We start from the raw sequence: 23,728 nt of genomic DNA on the forward strand, positions 1-23,728 counted from the left end.
GCATGGCCGTCTATACGGATATCAATGAAATCGAACTTGGCGCTTTCCTGCAGCAGTACGATATCGGCACACTGACATCTTACAAAGGCATTGCGGAAGGGGTGGAGAACTCCAACTATCTGCTGCATACCTCTTCAGGTTCCTTCATCTTGACGCTTTATGAGAAGCGCACCAATCGCGAAGATCTGCCGTTCTTTCTCGGACTGATGCAGCATCTGGCCCGTCGTGGCCTTGAGTGTCCGCAGCCGGTGGTCCGTCGTGACGGCACAACTATCGGTGAGCTTGCCGGACGGCCTGCCGCAGTCGTCACTTTCCTTGAGGGCATGTGGATGCGCCGCCCGACAGTGGAGCATTGTGAAGCCGTCGGTGAGGGATTGGCACATATGCATCTGGCAGGCACTGATTTTTCCCTACGTCGCCGCAATGGCCTGACGCTTTCTGATTGGCGCCCGTTGTGGAATCTGTCGCGTGAACGTGCGGATATGGTAGAGCCGGGACTTGTCCGAGAGGCGGAAGCCGACCTTGCATTTCTGGAAAAGAACTGGCCGACCGACCTGCCGCAGGGGGTGATTCATGCTGATCTCTTTCCAGACAATGTCTTCTTCCTTGGCGACAAGCTTTCAGGTTTTATCGACTTCTATTTTGCCTGCACGGACACTTTGGCCTACGATGTTGCTGTGTGCCTGAATGCGTGGTGCTTTGAGAAGGATTTCTCCTACAATCGCACCAAAGGGGCAGCACTTCTGCGCGGATATACTTCGGTTCGTCCGCTTTCTGCGGCTGAGGCCAATGCGTTGCCGGTTCTGGCGCGCGGCGCCGCTATCCGCTTCATGCTCACCCGGCTTTATGACTGGATCAACGTTCCTGAAGGAAGTTTCGTGGTCAAGAAAGACCCAATGGAGTACGTGCGCAAGATGCGCTTCCATCGCCAGATTGAGACTGCTGCTGAATATGGTCTTGAGCAGCAAGGAGTGACTGCGTGAAGCGTATTGAGGCTTTTACGGATGGTGCCTGCTCGGGCAATCCTGGTCCGGGCGGCTGGGGCGCAATTTTGCGCTGGAACGGCAATATCAAGGAACTAAAGGGCGGCGAAGCCGACACGACCAACAATCGCATGGAGTTAATGGCGGCCATTTCGGCGCTTTCTGCACTGAAGGAACCATGCGAAGTCGATCTCTACACGGACTCAGTCTATGTGCGTGATGGCATTTCCGGCTGGATTGAAGGCTGGAAGCGCAACGGCTGGAAGACGGCAGCCAAAAAACCGGTCAAGAATGTCGAGCTATGGCAGGCGCTCGATGAAGCGCGAAAGCCGCATAAGGTGAACTGGCATTGGGTCAAGGGTCATGCTGGACATCCGGAAAATGAACGCGCCGACGAACTTGCGCGGGAAGGCATGGAGCCATTCAAGTACGGCGGCCATAAATCTCTGAAAGTGCAATGAGTTTGCATATTAAAGGGCGGCGTCGCCGCCCTTTGAAAACGCGTCCCGAAAACTGTGAAACGGTTTTCGGACAAGATGCGCGGTAAAATAGACCTCTACAATTGCTCGAGGATACCCGATGCAGCCGACGTTACGGCCTGACCAGCCTGTTCTTCGATATTGAGCGTCTTGACCACACCGTCTTCCACGATTGCCGAATAACGCTTGGAACGAATGCCAAGGCCCCCAGCAGTGGCGTCAAGCTCAAGACCTGCGGCCTTCGTAAAAGTTGCAGAACCATCGGCCAGATAGAGAATCTTGCCTTCTCCGCCCGTGCTCTGCGCCCACGCGCCCATAACGAAGGCATCGTTCACCGCCACAACAGCAATCTGGTCGACGCCCTTGGCGAGGATCGCATCGCGGCTATCGAGGTAGCCCGGCAGGTGATTGAGGCTGCAGGTCGGCGTGAAGGCACCCGGAACGGCAAAGAGAACGACTTTCTTGCCTTTGAAGACTTCGTCGGTCGTCATTTCCTTGACGCCGTCTGCGGTCTTTACCTTGAAAGCCACTGCAGGCAGCTTGTCGCCAACTTTGATTGTCATCTAATCTCTCCTCGGGGCAGGGGCCGTCTGCTCCACTGCCTATTTTCAAACGCTAATCGCACCGCGAAGCGCGGGCCACACAGTTAAACCGATAACAGGTCGACGGACAATTTCAAAACACGGATAGAAGCCGGACTAATCCAGCATCACTTGTCCGGCGACGGCTTTACCATTTTGCACAACAGTATAGTCGATAACTGGCTTGTCTGCTTTCCCATGAACCTGGACGGAAAAACGCTGGCTGCCTTCAATTGCAATGGCGTCAGAAAGCCTGACCTTGTCGCTGGCAACGAAAAGTTCCGCAGGAATTGCCGGATCTGGAACAGCAAGATTGAAGATGGCCTTGTCTCCCTCCCGTTTCGCATAGGTTATGCCGAATGTTGGAGTTGCTGGTGCTGGGAGCCGATCAAATGCGGTCTTAATGATCGTGCGGGTGGCAATCGCTTGTGGGGAAGCCTGTTGTGCATCGTCCTTGAGGGAAAAGTCGAATTTAGCCTGCACCGGGACGCAGATTTTCTCGCAGATACCGAGAAAAACATCGCCCTTCAGCCGCGTGTCTGTGGATGTCAAGTGAAACACTATCGGTAGCGAAACGGGGTGCTTGTATCCGATCCCGCCTTCATCATATCCATCGAAGCGGACAGGCGCAGGGAAATCGATCTGCGCTTTTGCATCTCCCTCGAGGTTAATCTGTGGCGGCACGCCTGCGTCGCCGGGATTACGCCAGTAGGTCTTCCAGCCCGGCTGCAACTCAATCTGCAAAGCGCCGCGTCGTTCATTACTGGCTTCACTGTTCGGGCCACTGTCTTCAATAATGACACGCACGCGCCCTCCCGGCGTTTCGGTCCAGCCGGAGGTTGAGGCCAATGCTGGTAGTGCCAGCGAGGCCAGAAATAGTGGTGTGAAGGCAAAAATTCGGATGACCATCGTTACAGGATGGAACGAAAAGATGGTCGCTTCAAGTCCAATATTGCCGCGATCTTCTGGTGCATATTTTGCCTGTAGGGCGAAGTCCGTCCAGCTATTCGGGCTGTTTAGGCTCCGAATTTGGAGTTCCAAATAAATGGCCATTGTTATTTTGCGTAGTCTTGCTACCTTCATAATCATGACCATTCTTAAGACGTCGAACAAAGAGCAGGGCTTTCTAAACGGGCAATTCCTGCTTGCCATGCCTGGAATGAGCGACGAGCGTTTTGCCCGGTCGGTGGTCTATATCTGCGCGCATTCAGATGAAGGTGCGATGGGGTTCATCATCAATCAGCTTCAGCCGGTCGAGTTTCCTGATCTTCTGCGTCAGATAGGGGTCATTGATGAGGATGAACTGATTATTCTGCCGGATCGCGCGCAGCATATGAGGGTGCGCAACGGTGGCCCGGTGGACAGCACACGCGGTTTCGTGCTGCATTCAGACGATTATATGGTCGATTCTACCATGCCGGTTTCTGAGGATGTCTGCCTCACGGCAACGGTCGATATTCTGCGTGCGATCTACGGGGGCAGGGGACCGTCGCGAGCTCTGATGGCGCTCGGTTATTCTGGTTGGGCGCCGGGCCAGATCGAAGTGGAACTTGCCGAGAATGGCTGGCTAACCTGTGATGCGCCGCTCGACATGTTGTTCGACAGTGATATCGAGGGCAAGTACTCGCGACTGATGCTCCATATGGGCATTGATATGTCCCGGCTCGTTTCTGATGCAGGGCATGCCTGAGGGAGAGAATAGAACTGTAAGCAATCTAATTGCGTACGATCATACTCTCTACTACCCTTTTCAAGCTGTCGCAGCGTCCAACTGTTCGCGGATCATGCGAGTTGCCTCATCGCGGCTTGTCGGCTGGCCGAACATGAAGCTCTGCACATATTCACAACCCATCTGGCGAAGCTGAAGCGCATCGCTTTCGCTCTCCACACCTTCCGTTACGACGGCAAGGCCAAGATCGTGCGCCATGCTGACAATGGAGCGTAGCAAGGTGGCTTTCTGTGGCTGGTCCCCTTTCACGAAGGACCTGTCGATCTTGATGATGTCAAACGGAAAGCGCGTGAGATACGCCAAGGAGGAATAGCCTGTTCCGAAATCATCAAGCGACAAGCCTATACCCATGGTCTTGAGTCGAGCCAGAACATGGGTGGACTGTTCCGGGTTTTCCATCAGGACGGATTCGGTCAGTTCAAGCTTGAGGCTGCCCGGGTTCAGGTGAATGCGCGAAAGCACTGAACGGACATCGTTGATGAGGTCCTGACGGATGAGTTGTGTGGATGAAAGATTGACCGAAACGAAGAGTTCGAGCTTCGGGAACTGTTCCTGCCATGCGAACAAGTCTTCTGCGGCCCTTTGCATTGCGAACAGGCCAAGCTGAACGATAAGGCCGGAGCTTTCAGCAATGGGAATGAACTCCGATGGCGAAATGGCGCCGCGCCGCGGGTGTTCCCAGCGCATAAGCGCCTCGAAGCCAGCAATCGTTCCCTCATCAAGCTTGACTATAGGCTGATAGACGAGGCTGATTTCGTCGCGTTCCAGCGCCCGCCGCATATCGGATTCAAGCTGGAGCTTGTCACTGCCGATGGCTCGGAATGCCGGGCGGAACGGCTCGATACGATCACCGCCGAAACGCTTTGCCTGATGCATTGCAAGCTCGGCATCCTTCACGAAATCTTCTGCAGTGGTGGCCGTTTTCGTCCAGGTGATCAGGCCGACAGATGACGTCAGAACGATTTCGCGCTTTGCATAGGCAATTGGTGCGCGCACCGCCTGGCGCAAAGCCTCGGCGAAGGAAGCGATGCGCCCTGGATCGCTTTCAGAGGTGAGCAGAAGGCCGAACTGGTCGGAAGACAGGCGCGAAAGCGTGTCTTGGGGCTTCATGAGGCGCGCCAGACGGCGCGAAATTGTCAGGAGGATTGTATCACCTGCCGACATGCCAAGGCTGTCATTGACCTGCTTGAAGCGGTCTATGTCGATAATGAACACCGTCGGATGCAGATTGCTTTCCCCACGTGCCATGTTCATAACATTGCTGAGGCGATCAAGGAACAGTTCACGGTTCGGGAGGCCCGTCAGATTGTCGTGCACGGCATCGTGCAACAGGCGTTCTTCGGCCTTTTTCTGCTCAGTCACATTGACCAGAGTGCCGACGCAACGCACCACTTCGCCATCGGAGCCGATGACTGGGCGTGCACGAAGCGCATACCAATGATAGTGGCCATCATTGGCACGGAGCCGGAATATCTGGCCGATCCGGCCACGCCGGTTTTCCAGAATGGCATCAAGCGTCGAGCGGAAACGATCGCGGTCGTCAGCATGCATGACGGGGAGCCAGTTGCGCACCGGGCCCTGCAGGCTATTGGCCGCATTGCCGAGATAGTTAGCAATGTCGGGGGTGGTCACCACACGGTCGCGCGGAACGTCCCAATCCCAGACGATGTCTCCTGCACCGATGACAGCAAGAGCCTGGCGCTCCATGTCGGACAGAAGACCCTGTTGCAGCGCTCCGCCAGCAAAGGCATGCTGCATGACAGTAAAGCCGATCAGAAGAACGATCAGGACAAGACCGCCGCCGAGGGCCGGCTGCACGATATCATTATCGAGCCTGCCTGAAATCGTCATCCACGCACCTAACAGCCATATGAGGGTAAGGAGCCAGGCCGGTATCAGCATAACGGCGCGATCATATCCCTTGACCGCTAGATAGCCGATGATGGCCACACCGGACAGAACGGTGAGCGCCAGCGAAATGCGCGCAATACCAGAAGCCACAGGCGGATCGAAAACGGCGACTCCAGCAAGCGCAAGCAGACCCAGAACCCATGTTACCGCACCATAACTGAAATGATCGTGCCAGCGATTAAGGTTGAGATAGGTGAACAGGAAAATCACGAGCGACGCGGCCAACGCCACTTCGGTACCCGCGCGCCAGATTTGCTCATTACCTGGCGTTATCTCCATCAGCTTGTTCCAGAAGCCGAAATCGACGCAGATATAAGCAAGAACCGCCCACGCAAGGGCGGCAGTGGCAGGAAACAGCGATGTACCCTTGACGACGAAAAGGATAGTCAAAAACAACGCCAGCAGGCCGGAAATACCGAGCAGGATACCGCGATACAGCGTGTAGGAATTGACCGCATCTTTGTAGGCTTCCGGCTCCCAGAGATAGAGCTGCGGCAGGTTGTGCGATGACAGTTCAGCTACGAAGGTGACAACGCTGCCCGGATTGAGCGTGATGCGGAAAACATCAGCATCTGCACTTGGCTGACGGTCAAGCGCAAAGCCCTCGCTCGGCGTGATCGATGCAATGCGTGGGGAGCCAAGATCTGGCCAGATGACGCCGGAACCGACGAGACGGAAATGGGGAGCCACAATCAGACGGTCAATCTGCTCGTCGGTGGGGTTCGCAATCGAGAAAGCTGCCCAGTCACCGGATGCCTTGCTGTTCTCATCAGCCTGCACTTCGATGCGGCGGACAATACCGTCAGGCCCCGGCGCAGTCGAAACTTGCACGCTTTCACCCTTGTTGCGCAGAAGTTCGACAGCGCGAGACAGGTCGAGGGCAGTGTCTTCCTTGGAAATCTTGATGGGTTCTATGGCCGATGCCTGGACGACCGAAACGGTCAGAAAAACCATGAACGCAAGAAACCGCGCACCAGCAACAAACCACTTATCCGAAAAACCCGTCACGAGCGTCCAACCTTGCCATTGATCATGCGGGTATCCGTCATACGTTTGTCGCTTTCTATAAGGGCAAAAAGCAGGTGATCCTGCCAGAAGCCGTTTATCTTGAGATAGGAACGCAGCAGTCCTTCTCTCTCAAATCCGGCTTTTTCGAGAAGCCGTATCGAACGCTCGTTATGAGGGATACAGGCTGCTTCAATCCGGTGCAACCGGAGTTGGTCGAATGCAAAGGGGATAACCAGCGACAGGGCTTCAGTCATATAGCCCTTGCCGGCATAAGGCTGGCCGCTCCAGTAACCGATCATGCCGTTCTGCCCGACGCCGCGCCGTATATTGCCGAGCGTAATGCCCCCAACAAGCTTGTTGTCGCTATTGCGGAAAACGAAAAACGGATAACCGGTTCCAGCCGAGATTTCATCCTGAAAACGCCGAATCCGGTAGCGGAAGGCGCTTTTGGTGAGGTCGTCGTCAGGCCAGGACGGCTCCCAAGGAGCCAAAAAGGCGCGGCTTTGTTCCCGCAGGCTCGCCCAACTGGAGAAATCGCTCATCATCGGCTCGCGCAGATAAATGCGCGGGCCGCGCAGGACGGTCGTGTTGCTTTTTCGGAAGGGCAGGCCGATCATGGCGAGATAGGGCACTACGGCAAGAGGTCAAGAAGGCAGCAAGGAAGGCTAGACACATTCACTGAGCTAAACATCCCTTTCTACTCCCCCTAATATCATATCGCCTTGCTTATACGGCGATTTTCCTCGCATGCGCGCTGGTCGAAAGCGCATCCGACAGCCCGTCGAAACTCATCAGTCGGCCAACCGGTCCGACACCCGCAATGGTGGGCTTGCTATCAAGGAACAGGCGCCCAGCCAGATCTGTCAGCCGTTCAGGCGTAATCAATGCAAGGCGGTCCATCAACTCGCTGTTCTCTACGGGGCGACCATAAAGAAGCAACTGGCGCGCGACCTGTCCCGCCCGGCTTGCAGCACTCTCCTGTGACATTAGCAGACTTGCACGATACTGCGCACGGGCACGGTCCACTTCTTCCAGACTGATGGATTCTGCCGCCTTGTGCAATTCATCGATTAGAACCGGAACCAGTTCGACCAGCTCGTCGCGGCCGGTCGCAGCGTGGATGCCGAACAAGCCGGTATCCGAGAAGCCCCAGTGGAAGGCATAGACAGAATAACAGAGACCACGTTTCTCGCGGACCTCTTGGAAGAGGCGGGAGGACATACCACCACCAAGCACCATGGAGAGAAGCTGTGAGGCATAGAAGTCGCGCACGTGGTAGGCGCGGCCCTCAAACCCAATCAGAACCTGTGCATCCATGAGTTCGCGATTTTCGCGGAAATCACCGCCAACATAGTGGGCTAGATCAAGTGTAGGGGCTGTATTGTGGGCGCGGAAACCGCCGAGGCGTTTCTCAACTTCCTTCACGAACGCATCGTGGTCGACGCCACCTGCGGCCGTGACGACCATGCGGTCGGCACTATATTGTTCATCCATATACTGGCGTAGATCAGCGGACGTGAAAGACATCACCGTCTCAGGTTCGCCGAGAATAGCTCGCCCGATCGGCTGATGACGGTAGGCCGTTTCTGTGAAGCGGTCGAAAACAATATCGTCGGGCGTGTCGTGCGCCGCACCGATTTCTTGCATGATGACTTGCTTCTCGCGTTCCAGTTCTGCTTCGTCGAACTTGGACGCGGTCAGGATATCGGAGAGAATATCAATGGCCAGCGGCACGTCATTGCGCAAAACACGCGCATAATAGGATGTGGTCTCGACGCTGGTGGCGGCATTGATCTCGCCGCCGACATTCTCGATATCCGAAGCAATTTGCCAGGCGGAACGGTTCTCGGTTCCCTTGAATGCCATGTGCTCCAGCAGATGAGCAATGCCATGCCTGTCGGCAGCTTCGTTACGCGCACCGGCCTTGACCCAGATTCCAAGTGCCACGCTTTCCACGTGGGACATCGTATCGGTGGCTATCGTCAATCCATTGGAAAGACGCGTTACTTCAACACCCATAAGCAAACAGCTCCCTGCATTCCCGCTCTGGTTCTCGTCTCGGAGCCGGTTTTTTAAGCTCTCGAATGGCGGCGAACGTATTCTTCCACGATTTTCAGGTCGTTGTGAAGAACTGTGAAGCTTTCTTTTCGTTGCATCAAGTCCGAAAGCCATGCTGGAAGCTGCGGCTCGACACCGCTTGCAGCCTTTACTGCATCGGGGAATTTGGCGGGATGTGCTGTTGCCAGAACAACCATTGGTGCAGCATCGGACACATTTTCGCGAGCGACCTTCACGCCGATTGCCGAATGCGGGTCGAGCAGATAGCCGTTAGCCTCTAACATGGATTTGATCGTTTCTGCGGTTTCGCCGACATCTGACCGGCCAGCGGAGAATTCGCCGCGGATAGCCGAAAGCGGCTCTGCAGAGATGGAGAAACCGCCTGACTGCTTCAGGCTTGCCATCAGCCCGCGCAATGCTGCCGCATCGCGTCCATGTGCTTCGAACAGGAGCCGTTCGAAGTTCGATGAAATCTGGATATCCATCGACGGCGAAGTTGTCTGTGCAACGCCGCGCATTTCATAGGCGCCGGTTTCGAGCGTGCGTGAGAGAATGTCGTTATCGTTGGTGGCGATGATCAGTCGCTCGATTGGAACCCCCATGCGCTTGGCCACATAGCCCGCGAAAATATCTCCGAAATTGCCCGTCGGTACGGTGAAAGAAACAGCGCGATCCGGCGCGCCGAGGCTTAGTGCCGCCGTAAAGTAGTAGACGATCTGCGGCATGATGCGTGCCCAGTTGATCGAATTCACACCCGAAAGCGACAATGCATCACGGAACTGAAGGTCGTTGAACATGCCTTTTACAAGGTTCTGGCAATCGTCGAAATTACCTTCGATCGACAGAGCATGAACGTTGGAGAAGCCGGACGATGTCATCTGACGCTGTTGCACCGGCGACACACGACCGTTCGGGAAGAGGATGAAAATATCAGTATTGTCGCGGCCACCGAAGGCCTCTATGGCTGCGCCACCTGTGTCGCCCGATGTGGCGCCGACGATGGTTGCGCGTTCACCGCGCTGCGCCAGCACATAATCCATCATGCGAGCGAGAAGCTGCATGGCTACATCCTTGAAGGCAAGCGTCGGACCATGGAACAGCTCAAGCACGAATTCATTGGCCCCGGTCTGGACCAGAGGGCAAATTGCGTCGTGGCGGAAAGTACCGTAGGCTTCGTGCACCATTCGACGGAAATCCGAATGCGGAATTTCGCCATCGACAAATGGGGTCAGCACCGTCAGCGCAATATCCACATAGGATTTTCCGCGCAGGGCGCGAATTTGTTCTGGTGAAAACTGAGGATAATCCTGCGGCAGATAGAGACCGCCATCCCGGGCGAGGCCGGCGAGCAATGCATCGCTGAATCCCAGGACCGGCGCTTCCCCACGCGTGCTTACATATTTCATTTCTTGGGCCTTCATTTCAGATTGGCGCGGTTTTGAGCCGGATAATGCAATAGAGCCTCCCTAAAAAAGCCGCAAGGTTTTAAAGCATGGTGAGGTGTATGGGGTTGCTCTCAGGAGCAAAAAACAGGAAAACGTGATCGCGCTATACAAATGCGTGATTTAGAAGACAGGTCGATCAGTGCAGGGAAGCCCGGTTTATGCAAACAGCACCACAGAATCGTTCATCGTTGTTTCCAGTCTTTGCAACGGTCTTGCTCGCAGCTCTCGCGGGTTGCACAACCAGCGGAACGAATAAGGCAGCCGATGGAGATCCAGGCTCGTCGCTGAGTACGCCCGCCGCCTCCGGCGATCAGCGCGTCAAGGAATCCGAGCTGCGTGCTTTCTGTCCTTCGGTTTCATTGCGTGATGGGACGGCCTTCTTCAATACATACGAGAAAGGCGGCGATAAGGATCCGGCGCGCGTGATCTATCAGGCGGCTCTGACCGATACGACCCGCGCCTGCCAGTATGGGGCGGGTACCATGACGATTGATGTTGCGGCTGCCGGTAAGGTTGTTCCTGGTCCCAAGTACAAGAACGGCACCATCACCATGCCGATCCGTGTCGCTGTTCGTCAAGGCGATCAGGTCATCTATTCCAAGCTGCATAAGCAGGCGGTTACGATAGCCAACGCGGACACCGCCACCCAGTTCGTCTTCAATGACAAGGCGATTACCGTGCCGATGACGGACAAGCGTAATATCCAGATTTTCGTGGGCTTTGACGAGGGGCCTTACAATACGAAATAATTCACTGTTCAATAGGTTTTTGCCGGTGAATCAATACACTCAGATGATGCGCTGAAATATATTCAGCGCATCATTTGCTTTGGCATTTGCGAAGTATTTTAGGCGTGTCGTAATTATATAGAATATTTGTTTTAGCGCTCTGTAAATTGTATTTTGTCGAATTGCGCGTTTTGCTTTAATCGGGAGTTAATGAAAATTTCAGATGTAATCATATAGGCGTTTATTTGTGCTATAATTTTCTGATATCAGTGTTTTATCGTATCGTAATATGACAATTAATAGTTGGTGCGATAAATCCCTGAACATACTGTGAGATATATTTAGGGGCAAGGATCGTATGCGATTTGATCGCAGCAAATTTCTAAAGCCTGTTCCACTCATTCTGCTTTTTTTGCTGTTTCTTGGGGCAGCTTTCGGGCAGTGGATAGGTAATAGATTTCGAATTGTCGACGAAGAACGGCACATGAATATATACATGGCCGCATTGATTACCCATGCCAATCGTCTGGCGACCTCAGCTCAGGAAACCATCGAAGCAGCTAACCGTTCACCCTATGGCATGTGTTCTCCGGAAGAGATGACCTATCTGCGCAAGCTGGTTTTCTCTGGATATCACATTAAGGACATTGGTCGGTTTCGCGGAGGCCGACTGATTTGTTCGACCCTCCTGAGCGATATTCCTCAGCAGCCAATCCGATCACCCGCCGACATTCAGTTGAGCGACGGCACTTACGTATATGGTGACCGATCCCTGATTACGCCGGGGAGTCATGGTGCTGTGATTGGAAAAGATGCGGCAAATGTTGTTTTAAGTTCGGTCGCGTTCGATCTGCTCCACACGCCGCAATACGACTTTGCTGTTTATATGCGCGATGCGGATCAGAAACGTTTCGCACGCCTTTACGGTTATCCTTCAGGAAGTGTGCCCGCCCCGGATTTCACTATGTCTGGGCGGAGATACGATGTGGCGGACAATGCCATCAAGGAATATCGTTGCGACGATAATACGGCTATATGCATCGCTCTTGGGGCGCGGCTGGACCATTCCAGTAAGTCCGCCCGATGGAGATCCTTCGTCTCAACGGGGCTTGGCCTCCTGGCTGGCGCAGCCATTGGTTTGGGCTGGCTCGGCTATCGCAATCGTGAACGTCCCTTGGCTTCCATGCTCAACAAAGCGCTGAACGCCCGACAGCTTGATGTGGTTTATCAGCCAGTGGTCAATGTGGCGGATGCCAATGTGACCGGTTTTGAGGCTTTGTTGCGCTGGCAGCTTCACACCGGTGACCTGATCCCGCCTGACGTTTTTATTGCGGAAGCAGAAAGTAAAGGCATGGCCGATCGGGTAACGGCCTATGTCGTAGATCAGGTTATTGATGAGATGGGAGATTTGTTGCGCAGCAACCGGAATATCCAGATCAACATCAATATCACAGCAAGCGATGTCCAGGCGCCAGCATTTCAGAAAAGCATCGGGAGGAAATTTGCTGCTGCAGGCATTGAACCCCGTCAGATTGGACTTGAGCTGACCGAACGTACAGCAGTGGATTTCTCAAAAGCTTCGGAGGGGATCAGGCAGCTTCGAGAACAGGGACACAAGCTCTACATTGATGATTTCGGAACGGGCTATTCAAGTCTTTCCTATCTTGGCGAGCTGCAGATTGATGCGATTAAAATCGACAAGGCTTTCACGCGCACTGTCTGTACTGAAGGTGATACGGTTTCCATTGTGCCACAGATCATCTCGATGGCTCGCCAGCATAATCTTGGCATTGTGGTTGAGGGCATAGAGACCGAAGCACAGGCTAATTATTTCCGCAAGATGAAGATGCCGATGACTGCGCAGGGCTGGTTCTACGGCAAACCTCTGTCAGCAAACGAAGCGGTGGCGCTGCTAACGAACCGTTCGTCCCAAACAAGACAAACGCGCAAAAAAAAGGTCTCGGAAAAAGTCTGATTGTTCCAATGCTTGTGGATAAATGCAGATCGATAAAATTCGAATTAAATGCGACCGCTCGTATGAAATGAATAGCAACAGGTTTGGGCTAGTGTGTTCTCATGAAACAGAAATATGAACGCATTCTTGAACCGACGGAAACTTGGGCGATATTTGATACGTCCACTGGTGAACCCGTCATCATGGGAACCCGTATGCTGATCGGCCTCTCTGAGAGCGAAGCCGAAGAGCTTCTGGCTATTCTCAATGCTCCCCCCAAGGGGCGCAACAAACAATCCGCCGCCTGACAAACGCCAGGCGTCGGAGTATCTCAATCAGGCATCAGTCCAGATGGACAGGGCTTCGATAACGCCGGGCAAATCCCTGTGGCGATGGATGACAGTTTCCGCACCTGCATCTGTCAGCTTGTCGGCGTGGCCAGGATATGTGTGAGCACCGCCTGTAAAGCCGATCACGCGCATGCCAGCGGCGCGCGCGCCCTGAATGCCATGCCCGGAATCTTCAATAACAATGACATCTTTCGGCTCGACCCCGAATTGCTTGGCCGCATACAGGAAGACGTCTGGAGCAGGCTTGGTCTTTTGGGTGCCAACTTCTTTCGCTGAGAAGATATTCGGCAGGAATAATTCGTAAAGACCGACGCGCTTCAGCATGCTTTCCAACCGATGGCTGGTCGAGTTGGAGCAGATGCATTTCGGCAGGTTCAGCGCCGACACCACTTCCACAATATCCTCGACGGCTTGAACTTCGTTCTTGAGCTTATCGTCCAGAATTTTTTCGGACCTATCGAGCAGCGATGCCGAAAGTGGAATCCCTGCTTCGCGCTCTACGGTGAGAAGGATATCCTGCCACGTCAGGCCAGCGAAGCGCTCAGCCATTTCATCTGCCGCAATCTGATAGCCGGCTTCGGTGAGGAGGGCGGATTCGACTTCCGCTGCGATAATTTCGGAATCCACCAAAACACCATCGCAATCGAAAATAATGAGGGACGGGGCCGCCATGATAATAGCCTTTTGTTGGGATGAGTGAGCACCGGCAGCAGCCGGAAACGCGATGGTTGAGCTACACCTTTATGGCCAAGCCGTCAAATTGGAGCATTTCCATCAACAGTGTGCGGCGGATAATGCGACGGGACAAAAAGCTGGAGTATTTTCAAGAGTGCTGCCTTAACTGATGGCCGTTCCGGTGTTGTCTGAATTCAGACCTCACCGGAAACCTCGCGTCGCCGCCGGTCCAGTTCTTCACTGTAGCGGCGCAAGGTGTGAGCTTCACTAAGGAGGCCGAGGACTTTACGCTCCTGTGCGTTGTTCAGCACAGCCAAGGCTTCACTTTCTGCCCGGTCGAAACGGGCGACAGCTTCTTTGGCGTTCATCTGCGGCAACAGAAACTCATCTTTGTATTTGAGAAGCGCGCTGATGCTGTGTTCTCCATCGGATGGGTCGAAGCTGTCGGCATAGACCTCCGGAACCGGGATCATACCAACGTAGCGCCCATCAGCATCCACCGCGATCACGCGCTGGGTCGAGCCGAGTGGGAAATCGTGCCGGAATGTTTCGATGTCGGTGTCGATCAGCACGGTTCGCACATCGTGACGCATCATCCGGTTCACGGTCAGATCGCGGATCCAACCAATGTCGTGCGCGGACCGGATGGCCTCACCGCGCAGATGGAAGCGCCAAGTTGCGAAGGAGTAACCGAAGGTTTTCCGCACCATCAGAGAGGACGAGACGACCGCTCCGAGGACCAGCATCGAGATTGGAAAATCGCCAGTCATTTCCAGCGCAAGAAAAGTCATTGTCATCGGGCCTCCGACGACCGCGACGGCAAGAGAGCTCATGCCGATAACGGCATAAACCTCAGGCGCGAGCGCCAGACCGGCAGGCAGAACAGCTCCTGCCACGGCTGCAAACAGCTTGCCCGTCAGTGCGCCGAGAAAAAGCGATGCGAAAAACAGACCGCCGCGAAAACCTGCCCCAATGGAGACGGCAGAGGCGAGCGACTTGCTGAGGATCAGGAGCAGGAGTGCCGGAATAGTGATATTTGCATTGAGATCGAGATGCAGTGCCCCATGACCTGACGCTAGAACCTGAGGCGAAATGAAAGCGATCATTCCAACGACCGCACCACCGATTGCTGGTGCCAAAACATTGGGCACCACGCTGCGTCGGGCGACCTTTTCAACAAAGGTGACACCGCGCATGATAAGGATCGCAATACCGGCGGAGAAGAATCCCAGAACGAGCGCCGGCACGTAGTCGCGCGGCGTAATGTCATTTATCTGACCGATATCAATGATGAAAGGCGCTCCACCGATTGCCTGCGTTACCAGTGCGCCGACGATGGCCGCAACGACGACGGGCGCCAGCGTGGCAATTGAATAGACGCCAATGATCAGTTCAAATGCATAGAACGCACCAGTCAAAGGGGCATTGAAGGCGCTGGCTATGGCTGCCGCAGCGCCGCAGCCGACCAAGGTTCGCAAATCTGCCCGGCGGAGCTTGAGCGCTCGACCAATACGGGATGCAAAGCCGCTTGCAAGCTGCGTATAAGCAGCTTCAAGTCCGACCGATGCGCCGAACCCGTTGGAAATCAGGTTCTGCCCGACGAGAATAAAGCTGTCCGTGAGCGAGAGACGCCCACCATGAAGTGCATTTGCTTCGATAGGGTCGACGATTGGGCGTTTGCGCCAGCGCGCGAGCACCCATATCACTATGCCCATCAAGACGCCGCCCGCAAGCGGTGCAATATAAGCGCTCGGTTGCAGTGATGCTGCCGAGCTCAGTTTTTCGCCGGGCTGAAGAGCAAAGATTGCCTGATGCATCCATTGGGAAATGCCGCCAATTGCAGCAACCATCAATCCCGAAATGATGCCGATGACTGTACCGGCAATAACAAGTCCTATTTCGCTGCCGCGGACCAGCGCACGCATGCGAAAGGGTACAAAAAGCACCCGCAAATACCGGTTATGTCGCAGTTCAGCGATATTCATCATAAAACACACCGGACAAGCGGGCGGTGTACAAACCCGCCACGCAAATTCAGAAATTGACTGCCAACTATAGGCAAAAAGGAATAACCAAGCCTTATCAAGGGCAAAAAGTTAAAATTACAATTGCATGGCGATCGCGGCGTTAAGATGACAGGCGGCAAAATGTCGGGGGCCAACTCACCCTGAAAAACCCAGAACTATGGTCTTTCTATCGGGATTAAGAAAAGATTTACGATTTCAATCACTTGGCGTTAACTGCATATTTACCCTACCCGGTAACCATAAGGACAAGTTTTTTGCGTCCACAGGTAATCGAGTATCCCATGTCTCTTGTACGTCTTGCACATGAGTTGCCCATTGAGGCCCCGCGTACCGCCTGGCTTGACTCCATCATAAAGGGTGATTGCGTCGCGGCTCTGGAACGCCTGCCGGATCATTCCGTGGACGTCATTTTTGCCGATCCCCCCTATAATCTCCAACTCGGCGGTGATTTGCATCGTCCCGACCAGTCGATGGTGAGCGCAGTTGACGATCACTGGGATCAGTTCGAGAGCTTTCAGGCCTATGATGCCTTCACGCGCGCTTGGCTGATGGCATGCCGCCGTGTCCTGAAGCCGAATGGCACTATCTGGGTCATTGGTTCCTACCACAACATCTTCCGGGTCGGTTCCCAGTTGCAAGATCTCGGCTTCTGGTTGCTGAACGACATCATCTGGCGCAAGACAAACCCGATGCCGAATTTCCGCGGCCGTCGTTTCCAGAATGCTCATGAAACACTGATCTGGGCTTCGCGCGATCAGAAGGGCAAAGGCTACACCTTCAATTATGAAGCGATGAAGGCAGCCAACGATGATGTGCAGATGCGCTCGGACTGGCTCTTTCCGATCTGCACCGGTTCCGAACGCCTGAAAGATGAAAACGGCGACAAGGTTCATCCGACACAGAAGCCGGAAGCATTGCTTGCCCGCATCATGATGGCGTCCAGCAAGCCCGGGGACGTCATTCTCGACCCGTTCTTCGGTTCCGGGACAACCGGTGCGGTTGCCAAGCGCCTCGGACGCCACTTCGTGGGTATCGAGCGCGAACAAAGCTATATCGACGCGGCAACGGCCCGTATTGATGCAGTTGAACCGCTCGGCAAAGCTGAATTGACGGTAATGACCGGTAAACGGGCGGAGCCGCGTGTTGCCTTCACCAGTGTCCTTGAAGCCGGCCTGCTTCGCCCAGGAACAGTGCTGTGTGATGAACGTCGCCGTTTTGCTGCCATTGTTCGCGCAGATGGTACGCTGGCTGCCAATGGTGAAGCAGGTTCGATCCATCGTATAGGTGCAAAAGTCCAGGGCTTTGATGCCTGCAACGGATGGACTTTCTGGCACTATGAGGAGAATGGCGCGCTGAAGCCAATTGACGCCCTGCGCAAGGTAATTCGCGAACAGATGGCAGTTGCGGGTGCGTAGAGTGCATCCCGAAAAGTGTGAATCGGTTTTCGGGACAAAGACTTGCGTAGATGATTAGTTATCGGACGGCCTCCAGGATAGTCTGATAGTGAGGCGCTCGAAGCACTGGCTTCGGGCGCCTTCGCTATTTTGGCTTAGAACGTGAGCCCCAGAGCTTTCAAGTCGGCGCTCAACTTACCCGCATCCGTAAAATGCACAGCCTGCCAGCCAGCTTGTCTGGCTCCATCCACATTGTGCATCGTGTCATCGATGAAAAGCGTTGCTGCGGGATCGAGGTCGAAAGATGCAACGTGATGATCGTAGATCTCTTGGTCAGGCTTCAGCATGCGAACGTCACCCGATACGGTGACACCGCGGCTTTCGGTCAGGAATGGAAACCGGACCTGTGCTTCGCGGAAAGTGTCTGAAGCGAAATTCGTCAGCATGGTGACGTCGTTACCATGGCCGATCAGGCCGCGTAGAATCTCGACGCTGTCCTCGTACGCATGAGGCACCATGCGGTTCCAGTTTTGCCGGAAAGCAAGGATATGGTCGCGTTTCTCAGGATATGTATCGATCAGGAGGGCTTCAGCTTCCTGCCAGGTTCTGCCGCGATCCTGCTCGATGTTCCATGCGCTGGTACAGATGTTTTCCAGAAACCAACGCCGCTCCGAAACATCGGGTATGACATCCAAATAGGCGAGCTCAGGGTCATAATGAATCAGAACGCGGCCAATATCGAAGACGATATGCTTGACGGGGCTGGTCAATGGCTTCTCCTCCCTCGTTTGAATGCTTCCGGTATGGCGGCGATGATTGCCTTTTTCATGACAGTTGGCAGCGCCTCGTCCGAAAGCTCGTCGGGTCGGGACCACCACCCATCCGTGGATGTGGTCTTACAGACATTCTCAGAGCGATAGATAGACAATCGCAGTTCGAAATGTGTGAAAACATGTGTTATTGAACCAGAAGCGGTCCATTGTGCCGGGAACGGTGCCGCATCAATTGTTGCATCTCCGTCAATACGTGCAGTCCAATGGCTGCCGGGAACCTCGGTCATTCCGGCAAGTAGTCCTTCCCCCCTCCGTTTGCGCAGGAGGATTGAACCATCTTCCGCAATGGCGATGAATGCTGCTCCGACGCGAATTGGTTTTGCCGCTTTGGGGGCTTTAACCGGAAATTCTTCCGGATCTCGCGATTTAAGGGCTGCGCATTCATCGTTGAGCGGACAGATCGCACAGGTGGGTCGTCGTGGGGTGCATATGGTCGCGCCGAGATCCATCACGGCCTGCGCAAAATCTCCAGGCCTGTCGATTGGCGTCAATTGCCCCATGTGTGCTCGGATTTGCGTTTTTGCTGCGGGCAAGGGGGTCTCGATCGCGTAAAGTCGCGAAACTACACGTTCCACATTTCCGTCGACGACGGCAACCGCTTCGCCAAACGCGATTGCAGCGATCGCCGCCGAAGTGTAATCACCGATGCCCGGAAGTTCCTTTAGCCTGGCGGCACTCTCTGGAAACTTGCCGTCATGCTCTACGACTACGGCGTCGGCGCACTTTTTCAGGTTGCGTGCACGTGAGTAATAGCCAAGCCCCGCCCATGCGCGCAGGATATCGTCTTCACTCGCCTTTGCCATGGCTTTAACGGTGGGCCAGCGTTCAACGAACTTTACAAAGTAGGACTTGACCGCCTCCACTGTCGTCTGCTGAAGCATAATCTCGGAAAGCCAGACGCGATAGGGATCGGGCTTGATACCGGAAGCCTGCTCAGGCGGGCTTACGCGCCACGGTAAAACGCGATGGTGTCGGTCATACCAGCGCAGAATCTTAGTGCTTCGATCGGAAGTGGCGGAATTCAGCATGAGAAGGATATCGTTTAACAGTTGGGCAGTATTCTGATTAATGCCTTATTTTTACAATTGATAGAAACAATGCTGTGCATATGAGTGTCCAGCGCTTAGAAGTCTCCTTATGAATCTCATGATGTGATCCTTCGGAAAGAGAATACGTGGACCATTCTGTACCTGTCTATGTCATCAATCTTGCGCGGTCACGGGATCGCTGGGACAGGCTGAAGTCCAATGCGGATGCGCTTTCGATCGAACTCCGGCGTGTGGAAGCCGTTGAAGGAAAACTGCTGTCTCAGGAAGAGTTGGGGGATTTCGACAATGCAGGCTTTCGCCGCTGGCACGGCAAAGTCGCGCTCCCGGCAGAGATTGGCTGTTACTTTAGTCATATCCGAGTGCTGGAAATGATAGCCGTCGCACCTGAACCTTTCGCGGTCATTGTTGAAGATGACGTAATTTTTACTCCAGCGTTTCAACCGTTCCTGAAGCGTTTGACAAAGTGGACAGGTTGGGACGCGGTTAAACTTGTGAATCACAGGACGGCTGCCTTTCGCTCGCTTCAAAGGGTGGATGATCGGTTCTCTATCGGCCGTTGTTTGCATGGTCCGTTGGGGAGTTCTGCGGCATATGTCGTAACTCGGGAAGGCGCTTCGAAAATGCTTAAGGCGCTTCGTCCTATGCGACTGCCTTATGATGTTGCATTGGAACGAGGATGGGCTGGCGCATATCAGATTTTTACAGCCGACAAGCCGGTGGTCGAGTTTTCAGATATTGCGATTTCGACGATTGCTCAGGGGCGTTCTGCCTACGCCAAGAAGCGTTTACCGGCGTACAAAAGGATAAGCACTCTTCTGTTTAGAGCGACTGACTATGTCAGGCGAATCGCCTACGCTTTTGACAGAAAAAGCTTAAGAGAGGACAAGGGTTGAGTTTCTTTAAAAAGTCTTTTCTGCGTCGTCGTCGTGTGGATACATGGGTCATAGGGATCGCGTCGGCAGCGATGCCCATTCGCGTTGGCCTTGGGCCGCTTATACTTTTCGTTTTTTCATGTATTGGTGTTTATCTGGCCTGCGGACGCCACGCGACGACGCGTATGTTTGCCAAGAAATTCTATCTTTTTATAGTTCTATATGCTGTCTGGTCGTTGGGGTTGATCCTGTTTCGCGGTGAACCTTTTCAGGATAACCGGCAGATTGGTTATACCCTGTTGATTGCCATTTTCGCTTTTGCCGGTTCGGGAATGGTGCTCATCCGCGATCCATTGCGGGCCTACGTTCTCGGCGCGCGCGTGGGTACTTTGCTTGCCGTCCTTACGGCACTCTATCTTTCTGTTACCCACGGTGGCCGCATTGGGATTGGCGGTAATCAGGCCGTCTTTGCATTTGTCGCTGGGGTGGCGGCGATCTCTGCTGCAATCCCATTGCATAAGGCCACTCGCTATTTGCCAAACGGTCCACACTGGCTGGTTCTAGGGACCGCTGCTGTTTTGACGTCTGAAACGCGCGCGGTCATCGTCGTACTGCCAATTTTCGCTGCGGTGGAAATTATGCTTTTCCTGAGGCGCTTCAGTATAAGACAGCAAGGCGCAGTGTATGCTGCACTGTTTGCAGCAATGGCAGCTCTTGTCGTCGTCGGGCCCGTCGGCGATATCATTTCCAAACGTTTTTCGGGCATGGTCGAATACTACGATACGGGGCGCGCCGCAGATTGGGAGGATAAAGTCTCGGCTGACATTCGCGAGGTCATGTGGAGAAGTGCGTCCCGTGTTATTGTGGCCCATCCGTTTACAGGTGTCGGCTCCTACTCGAAGATGGATTTCGTTAAAGCTGAGGCTGGTGACAAGGCTACGATGCTTGAGGGCTTTCGCCATGTTCACAACACTGTGCTCGATGAATTACTGAACGATGGTATCGTCGGTCTCATCTTTATGGCTGGCGCGTTTATATCAATTTTCGTCTATTTGTGGCAGACTGCCGATAACTGGGCGATGCGGCGAGCCTTGCTTTATTTTGCGGTGGTGTGCGGCAGCTATGGCATGTTGCACAATCCGCTTTTGCACGAGGTCACTATATCCTCGACCATGTTCTTTCTTGCAGCACTGAATGCCGCCGCATCGCGGCGGATGATGGCCGGACGTCGTGCTGGCCTTACATCCTATGTCTTTGGAAAGAGATCAGCCGCATGAAGGCGATAGTAACGGGCGCAGCTGGATTCATCGGGTTCCATACGGCTCAACGTCTGCTGGATGAAGGCTGGCAAGTCATCGGCATCGACAATGTAAACGACTATTACCCTGTCGCCTTGAAAGAAACACGCCTCTCCAAACTTCATATGAGGGATGGTTTTCGGTTCGCGAAGGCTGATATTGCCAACGCAGAAGCATTCAATACAGCGATCGCCTCTGATCGGGACGCAGACATCATAGTGCATCTCGCTGCGCAAGCGGGCGTACGTTATTCTATCGAGAATCCCTCGGCCTATGTTTCCGCCAATGTGCAGGGACAGGTTACTGTCTTTGAAACCGCGCTGAAACTGGATAAGCGACCACCTGTTGTCTATGCGAGTTCATCATCCGTTTACGGAGCGAACGAAAAAGTGCCTTTCTCCGAAAGCGACCCCGTTGACCATCCCGTTTCGATCTATGCGGCAACAAAGCGTTCGGGCGAGTTGCTGGCCTACTCCTATCGTCATGTACACAAGCTCCACTCCGTAGGACTGCGCTTCTTTACCGTTTACGGTCCTTATGGACGCCCTGATATGGCGCCATGGCTGTTCACGTCCGCTATTCTCAAGGGTGATCCCATCCGCGTGTTTAACAATGGTGAGATGCAGCGGGACTTCACTTTCGTGGACGATATCGTCGCTGGCGTGGTCGGCGCGATATGGCGCATACTCGACAAACCCGATGATACGGCACCGGTTTATAATCTCGGCAACAATCGGCCCGTAATGCTTAATGATTTTATAGCGGCAATCGAGAAAGCGACCGGCAAGCAAGCAATTCGGAAGCTGGAACCCATGCCGGCTGCCGATGTGCCTCGCACCTATGCCGACATCACCCTCGCGGCTGGTGATCTTGGCTTTAGCCCCAAGACAACCCTTGATCGGGGTATTCCTTTGTTTGTCGAGTGGTTCCGCGGCTATAATGGAGCGCGATGAGCGAACCAACGTCCAGACGCGGTTTCAGACCGCTGGCAGATATGGCTTCGGGGCTGGTGGACCCGATGCTGCAAAAGCGTGCGGGTATTAATCTTGCTCTGCTTCAGTCGTGGGAAGATATTGTCGGCCCCGCCATCGGCGCAAGTTCGCGCCCGCTGCGCATTATCTGGCCGCGCCGTTTGCACGAGGATGACCCGTTTTCGCCAGCAACGCTGATTATAGCCTGCGAAGGCTTCGCAGCGCTGCAGATTCAGCATGAAACGGGTGAAATCATCAGCCGTATCAACGGCTTCCTCGGCTTCTCGGCGGTTGGCCGAATTCGCATCGAGCAGAAACCCCCGGTCATTCCAACCAAACGCCGGGTGAAGCGGCTGCCACCGCTCGGTCCGGCGGAAGAGCGCCGTATCGACAAGGCTACGGGCGGCATTGAAGATGACGCACTTCGTGCAGCACTGGCGCGTCTTGGTAAGAATATTCTCGCTGAGAAACAGGCGACCAGCCGAAAAGGTGATAAAGACAGTTGAATTCGGCTTGCTGCCATAAATTTGATGCAAGCTTTCAGCAGTTTGAGCTCGGTACCCTAATTGATTGTCGCAAATTTAAAGACAAAGAATGCAAGGTGCTGACTTTCATGTGAACGCTGCGGGTCTGGCGAAGTGTGATCCGCCGCTTTAGATTGTATGTCGAAGTCAACTATTGAAACAGGACTGGATGATTCGGATGCCTGCAGCGTTTAATCGCAGACACGTTATTTCACTTGCTGGAGCGGCGGCTGCCGGCCTGGCTTTTGCCGGTGGCGCGAATGCGCAGCAGCGCGATCCCGAAGGCACTGTCGATGCAGCCAAGATTGCCGAACCCGGCAAGCTCAAGGACATGGTCTATGGGAAGGCTGATGCGCCGGTCACCATCGTTGAATATGCATCGCTGACGTGTCCACATTGCGCAGATTTCACCATCAACACATTCCCGAAAATTAAGGAAAAATATATCGATACGGGCAAAGCACGGCTTATCTTCCGTGAGTTCCCGTTCGATCCGCGCGCGACTGCCGCATTCATGCTGGCGCGCTGCGCACCGGAAGATCGCTACTTCCCTATGATCGACGTTTTCTTCAAGCAGCAGCAACAGTGGGCAACCGCCGAAGATGGCGAAGCTGCCCTCTTGCAAATTGCGAAACTTGCCGGTTTTACACAGGAGTCCTTCAAGGCTTGCTTGACGAACCAGCAACTTCTCGATGATGTGAGAGCAACGATGGAGCGTGGGTCGAAGGATTTCGGTGTGAGTGCAACGCCGACCTTCTTCATTAACGGACAAAAATACGCTGGAGCGCTTTCGGTTGACGAAATGTCGGCAATCATCGACAAGCTTCTCTAAACCGTTTTTCAGATCGAAAAGCGGGCG

General features: G+C 54.2%; 22 protein-coding genes. 12 read left to right on the top strand and 10 right to left on the bottom strand.

What is annotated here, in order from left to right; genetic code table 11:
* Positions 1-2 precede the first annotated feature (2 nt).
* Together FJQ48_RS02025 and rnhA are read left to right on the top strand one after the other, a co-directional pair.
* On the top strand, positions 3-983 hold the full coding sequence (locus FJQ48_RS02025; RefSeq protein WP_139973540.1) for a homoserine kinase: 981 nt from the start codon (positions 3-5) through the stop codon (positions 981-983).
* Complete coding sequence (gene rnhA / locus FJQ48_RS02030) at positions 980-1,444, top strand: ribonuclease HI (protein ID WP_139973541.1); 465 nt, start codon at positions 980-982, stop codon at positions 1,442-1,444. Before FJQ48_RS02025 ends, rnhA begins: the two co-directional genes overlap by 4 nt.
* A gap of 95 nt (positions 1,445-1,539) precedes the next feature.
* On the opposite strand, the gene FJQ48_RS02035 is transcribed toward rnhA, so the two are convergent.
* Entirely contained in the window at positions 1,540-2,025 is a 486-nt protein-coding gene (locus FJQ48_RS02035) for a peroxiredoxin (protein ID WP_139973542.1), read from the bottom strand.
* Between the two features lie 135 nt (positions 2,026-2,160).
* Complete coding sequence (locus FJQ48_RS02040; RefSeq protein WP_139973595.1) at positions 2,161-2,952, bottom strand: protein-disulfide reductase DsbD domain-containing protein; 792 nt, start codon at positions 2,950-2,952, stop codon at positions 2,161-2,163.
* A 178-nt stretch (positions 2,953-3,130) separates the two neighbouring features.
* Here FJQ48_RS02040 and FJQ48_RS02045 point away from each other — a divergent pair, with 178 nt between their 5' ends.
* Positions 3,131-3,733, top strand: coding sequence for a YqgE/AlgH family protein (locus tag FJQ48_RS02045; RefSeq protein WP_139973543.1), 603 nt, complete (start codon positions 3,131-3,133; stop codon positions 3,731-3,733).
* A 60-nt stretch (positions 3,734-3,793) separates the two neighbouring features.
* On the opposite strand, the gene pdeA is transcribed toward FJQ48_RS02045, so the two are convergent.
* The 4 genes from pdeA to thrC form a co-directional block, all read right to left on the bottom strand.
* Complete coding sequence (gene pdeA / locus FJQ48_RS02050) at positions 3,794-6,691, bottom strand: phosphodiesterase PdeA (RefSeq protein WP_139973544.1); 2,898 nt, start codon at positions 6,689-6,691, stop codon at positions 3,794-3,796.
* Positions 6,688-7,308 carry a GNAT family protein gene (locus FJQ48_RS02055; RefSeq protein ID WP_139973596.1) on the bottom strand — a complete coding sequence of 207 codons (621 nt, stop codon included), beginning with the start codon at positions 7,306-7,308 and terminating at the stop codon, positions 6,688-6,690. The genes pdeA and FJQ48_RS02055 overlap by 4 nt, the downstream gene beginning before the upstream one ends.
* A 109-nt stretch (positions 7,309-7,417) precedes the next feature.
* On the bottom strand, positions 7,418-8,710 hold the full coding sequence (locus FJQ48_RS02060) for a pitrilysin family protein (RefSeq protein WP_139973545.1): 1,293 nt from the start codon (positions 8,708-8,710) through the stop codon (positions 7,418-7,420).
* Positions 8,711-8,763: 53 nt separating this feature from the next.
* A complete protein-coding gene (thrC, locus tag FJQ48_RS02065; protein WP_139973546.1) occupies positions 8,764-10,155 on the bottom strand; it encodes a threonine synthase in 1,392 nt (463 codons plus the stop codon).
* A gap of 197 nt (positions 10,156-10,352) precedes the next feature.
* On the opposite strand from thrC, the gene FJQ48_RS02070 reads away from it, so the two are divergent.
* The 3 genes from FJQ48_RS02070 (at position 10,353) to FJQ48_RS02080 (ending at position 13,184) form a co-directional block, all read left to right on the top strand.
* Positions 10,353-10,943 (top strand): hypothetical protein, encoded by a 591-nt coding sequence (locus FJQ48_RS02070; RefSeq protein WP_139973547.1) that lies wholly within the window; start codon positions 10,353-10,355, stop codon positions 10,941-10,943.
* A 337-nt stretch (positions 10,944-11,280) separates the two neighbouring features.
* Complete coding sequence (locus tag FJQ48_RS02075) at positions 11,281-12,897, top strand: EAL domain-containing protein (protein WP_139973548.1); 1,617 nt, start codon at positions 11,281-11,283, stop codon at positions 12,895-12,897.
* A 101-nt stretch (positions 12,898-12,998) separates the two neighbouring features.
* Entirely contained in the window at positions 12,999-13,184 is a 186-nt protein-coding gene (locus FJQ48_RS02080; protein WP_139973549.1) for a hypothetical protein, read from the top strand.
* A 27-nt stretch (positions 13,185-13,211) separates the two neighbouring features.
* On the opposite strand, the gene FJQ48_RS02085 is transcribed toward FJQ48_RS02080, so the two are convergent.
* Positions 13,212-13,898: an HAD family phosphatase gene (locus tag FJQ48_RS02085; RefSeq protein WP_139973550.1), complete on the bottom strand. Its 687-nt coding sequence runs from the start codon at positions 13,896-13,898 to the stop codon at positions 13,212-13,214.
* A 197-nt stretch (positions 13,899-14,095) separates the two neighbouring features.
* Positions 14,096-15,886 carry a chloride channel protein gene (locus FJQ48_RS02090; protein ID WP_139973597.1) on the bottom strand — a complete coding sequence of 597 codons (1,791 nt, stop codon included), beginning with the start codon at positions 15,884-15,886 and terminating at the stop codon, positions 14,096-14,098.
* A gap of 323 nt (positions 15,887-16,209) precedes the next feature.
* Between FJQ48_RS02090 and FJQ48_RS02095 the strand changes: the two genes are divergently transcribed.
* On the top strand, positions 16,210-17,343 hold the full coding sequence (locus FJQ48_RS02095; protein WP_139973551.1) for a site-specific DNA-methyltransferase: 1,134 nt from the start codon (positions 16,210-16,212) through the stop codon (positions 17,341-17,343).
* A 134-nt stretch (positions 17,344-17,477) separates the two neighbouring features.
* Here FJQ48_RS02095 and FJQ48_RS02100 read toward each other — a convergent pair whose 3' ends face one another.
* Positions 17,478-18,092 (bottom strand): HAD-IA family hydrolase, encoded by a 615-nt coding sequence (locus tag FJQ48_RS02100; protein ID WP_139973552.1) that lies wholly within the window; start codon positions 18,090-18,092, stop codon positions 17,478-17,480.
* Positions 18,089-19,183, bottom strand: coding sequence for an A/G-specific adenine glycosylase (mutY, locus tag FJQ48_RS02105; protein WP_139973553.1), 1,095 nt, complete (start codon positions 19,181-19,183; stop codon positions 18,089-18,091). Before mutY ends, FJQ48_RS02100 begins: the two co-directional genes overlap by 4 nt.
* Positions 19,184-19,329: 146 nt before the next feature.
* On the opposite strand from mutY, the gene FJQ48_RS02110 reads away from it, so the two are divergent.
* From FJQ48_RS02110 to FJQ48_RS02130, 5 genes are all read left to right on the top strand, one after another.
* Complete coding sequence (locus FJQ48_RS02110) at positions 19,330-20,097, top strand: glycosyltransferase family 25 protein (RefSeq protein WP_139973554.1); 768 nt, start codon at positions 19,330-19,332, stop codon at positions 20,095-20,097.
* The gene (locus FJQ48_RS02115) at positions 20,094-21,353 is read left to right on the top strand and encodes an O-antigen ligase family protein (protein ID WP_139973555.1); all 1,260 of its coding nucleotides are present in this window, start codon (positions 20,094-20,096) and stop codon (positions 21,351-21,353) included. Before FJQ48_RS02110 ends, FJQ48_RS02115 begins: the two co-directional genes overlap by 4 nt.
* A complete protein-coding gene (locus tag FJQ48_RS02120) occupies positions 21,350-22,327 on the top strand; it encodes an NAD-dependent epimerase/dehydratase family protein (RefSeq protein ID WP_139973556.1) in 978 nt (325 codons plus the stop codon). Before FJQ48_RS02115 ends, FJQ48_RS02120 begins: the two co-directional genes overlap by 4 nt.
* On the top strand, positions 22,324-22,851 hold the full coding sequence (locus tag FJQ48_RS02125) for a DUF721 domain-containing protein (RefSeq protein ID WP_139973557.1): 528 nt from the start codon (positions 22,324-22,326) through the stop codon (positions 22,849-22,851). Before FJQ48_RS02120 ends, FJQ48_RS02125 begins: the two co-directional genes overlap by 4 nt.
* A 196-nt stretch (positions 22,852-23,047) precedes the next feature.
* Complete coding sequence (locus tag FJQ48_RS02130) at positions 23,048-23,701, top strand: DsbA family protein (RefSeq protein ID WP_139973558.1); 654 nt, start codon at positions 23,048-23,050, stop codon at positions 23,699-23,701.
* The last annotated feature ends 27 nt before the right edge of the window (positions 23,702-23,728 follow it).

This window comes from Ochrobactrum sp. CGA5, assembly GCF_006345815.1.
Classification (GTDB): domain Bacteria; phylum Pseudomonadota; class Alphaproteobacteria; order Rhizobiales; family Rhizobiaceae; genus Brucella.

Bases quoted from the DNA above. Each gene is read 5' to 3' on its own strand.
- FJQ48_RS02025 (WP_139973540.1), top strand. From the start codon at position 3: ATGGCCGTCTATACGGATATCAATGAAATCGAACTTGGCGCTTTCCTG.
- FJQ48_RS02035 (WP_139973542.1), bottom strand. From the start codon at position 2,025: ATGACAATCAAAGTTGGCGACAAGCTGCCTGCAGTGGCTTTCAAGGTA.
- FJQ48_RS02040 (WP_139973595.1), bottom strand. From the start codon at position 2,952: ATGGTCATCCGAATTTTTGCCTTCACACCACTATTTCTGGCCTCGCTG.
- FJQ48_RS02045 (WP_139973543.1), top strand. From the start codon at position 3,131: ATGACCATTCTTAAGACGTCGAACAAAGAGCAGGGCTTTCTAAACGGG.
- FJQ48_RS02055 (WP_139973596.1), bottom strand. From the start codon at position 7,308: ATGATCGGCCTGCCCTTCCGAAAAAGCAACACGACCGTCCTGCGCGGC.
- FJQ48_RS02060 (WP_139973545.1), bottom strand. From the start codon at position 8,710: ATGGGTGTTGAAGTAACGCGTCTTTCCAATGGATTGACGATAGCCACC.
- thrC (WP_139973546.1), bottom strand. From the start codon at position 10,155: ATGAAATATGTAAGCACGCGTGGGGAAGCGCCGGTCCTGGGATTCAGC.
- FJQ48_RS02070 (WP_139973547.1), top strand. From the start codon at position 10,353: ATGCAAACAGCACCACAGAATCGTTCATCGTTGTTTCCAGTCTTTGCA.
- FJQ48_RS02075 (WP_139973548.1), top strand. From the start codon at position 11,281: ATGCGATTTGATCGCAGCAAATTTCTAAAGCCTGTTCCACTCATTCTG.
- FJQ48_RS02080 (WP_139973549.1), top strand. From the start codon at position 12,999: ATGAAACAGAAATATGAACGCATTCTTGAACCGACGGAAACTTGGGCG.
- FJQ48_RS02085 (WP_139973550.1), bottom strand. From the start codon at position 13,898: ATGGCGGCCCCGTCCCTCATTATTTTCGATTGCGATGGTGTTTTGGTG.
- FJQ48_RS02090 (WP_139973597.1), bottom strand. From the start codon at position 15,886: ATGAATATCGCTGAACTGCGACATAACCGGTATTTGCGGGTGCTTTTT.
- FJQ48_RS02095 (WP_139973551.1), top strand. From the start codon at position 16,210: ATGTCTCTTGTACGTCTTGCACATGAGTTGCCCATTGAGGCCCCGCGT.
- mutY (WP_139973553.1), bottom strand. From the start codon at position 19,183: ATGCTGAATTCCGCCACTTCCGATCGAAGCACTAAGATTCTGCGCTGG.
- FJQ48_RS02120 (WP_139973556.1), top strand. From the start codon at position 21,350: ATGAAGGCGATAGTAACGGGCGCAGCTGGATTCATCGGGTTCCATACG.
- FJQ48_RS02125 (WP_139973557.1), top strand. From the start codon at position 22,324: ATGAGCGAACCAACGTCCAGACGCGGTTTCAGACCGCTGGCAGATATG.
- FJQ48_RS02130 (WP_139973558.1), top strand. From the start codon at position 23,048: ATGCCTGCAGCGTTTAATCGCAGACACGTTATTTCACTTGCTGGAGCG.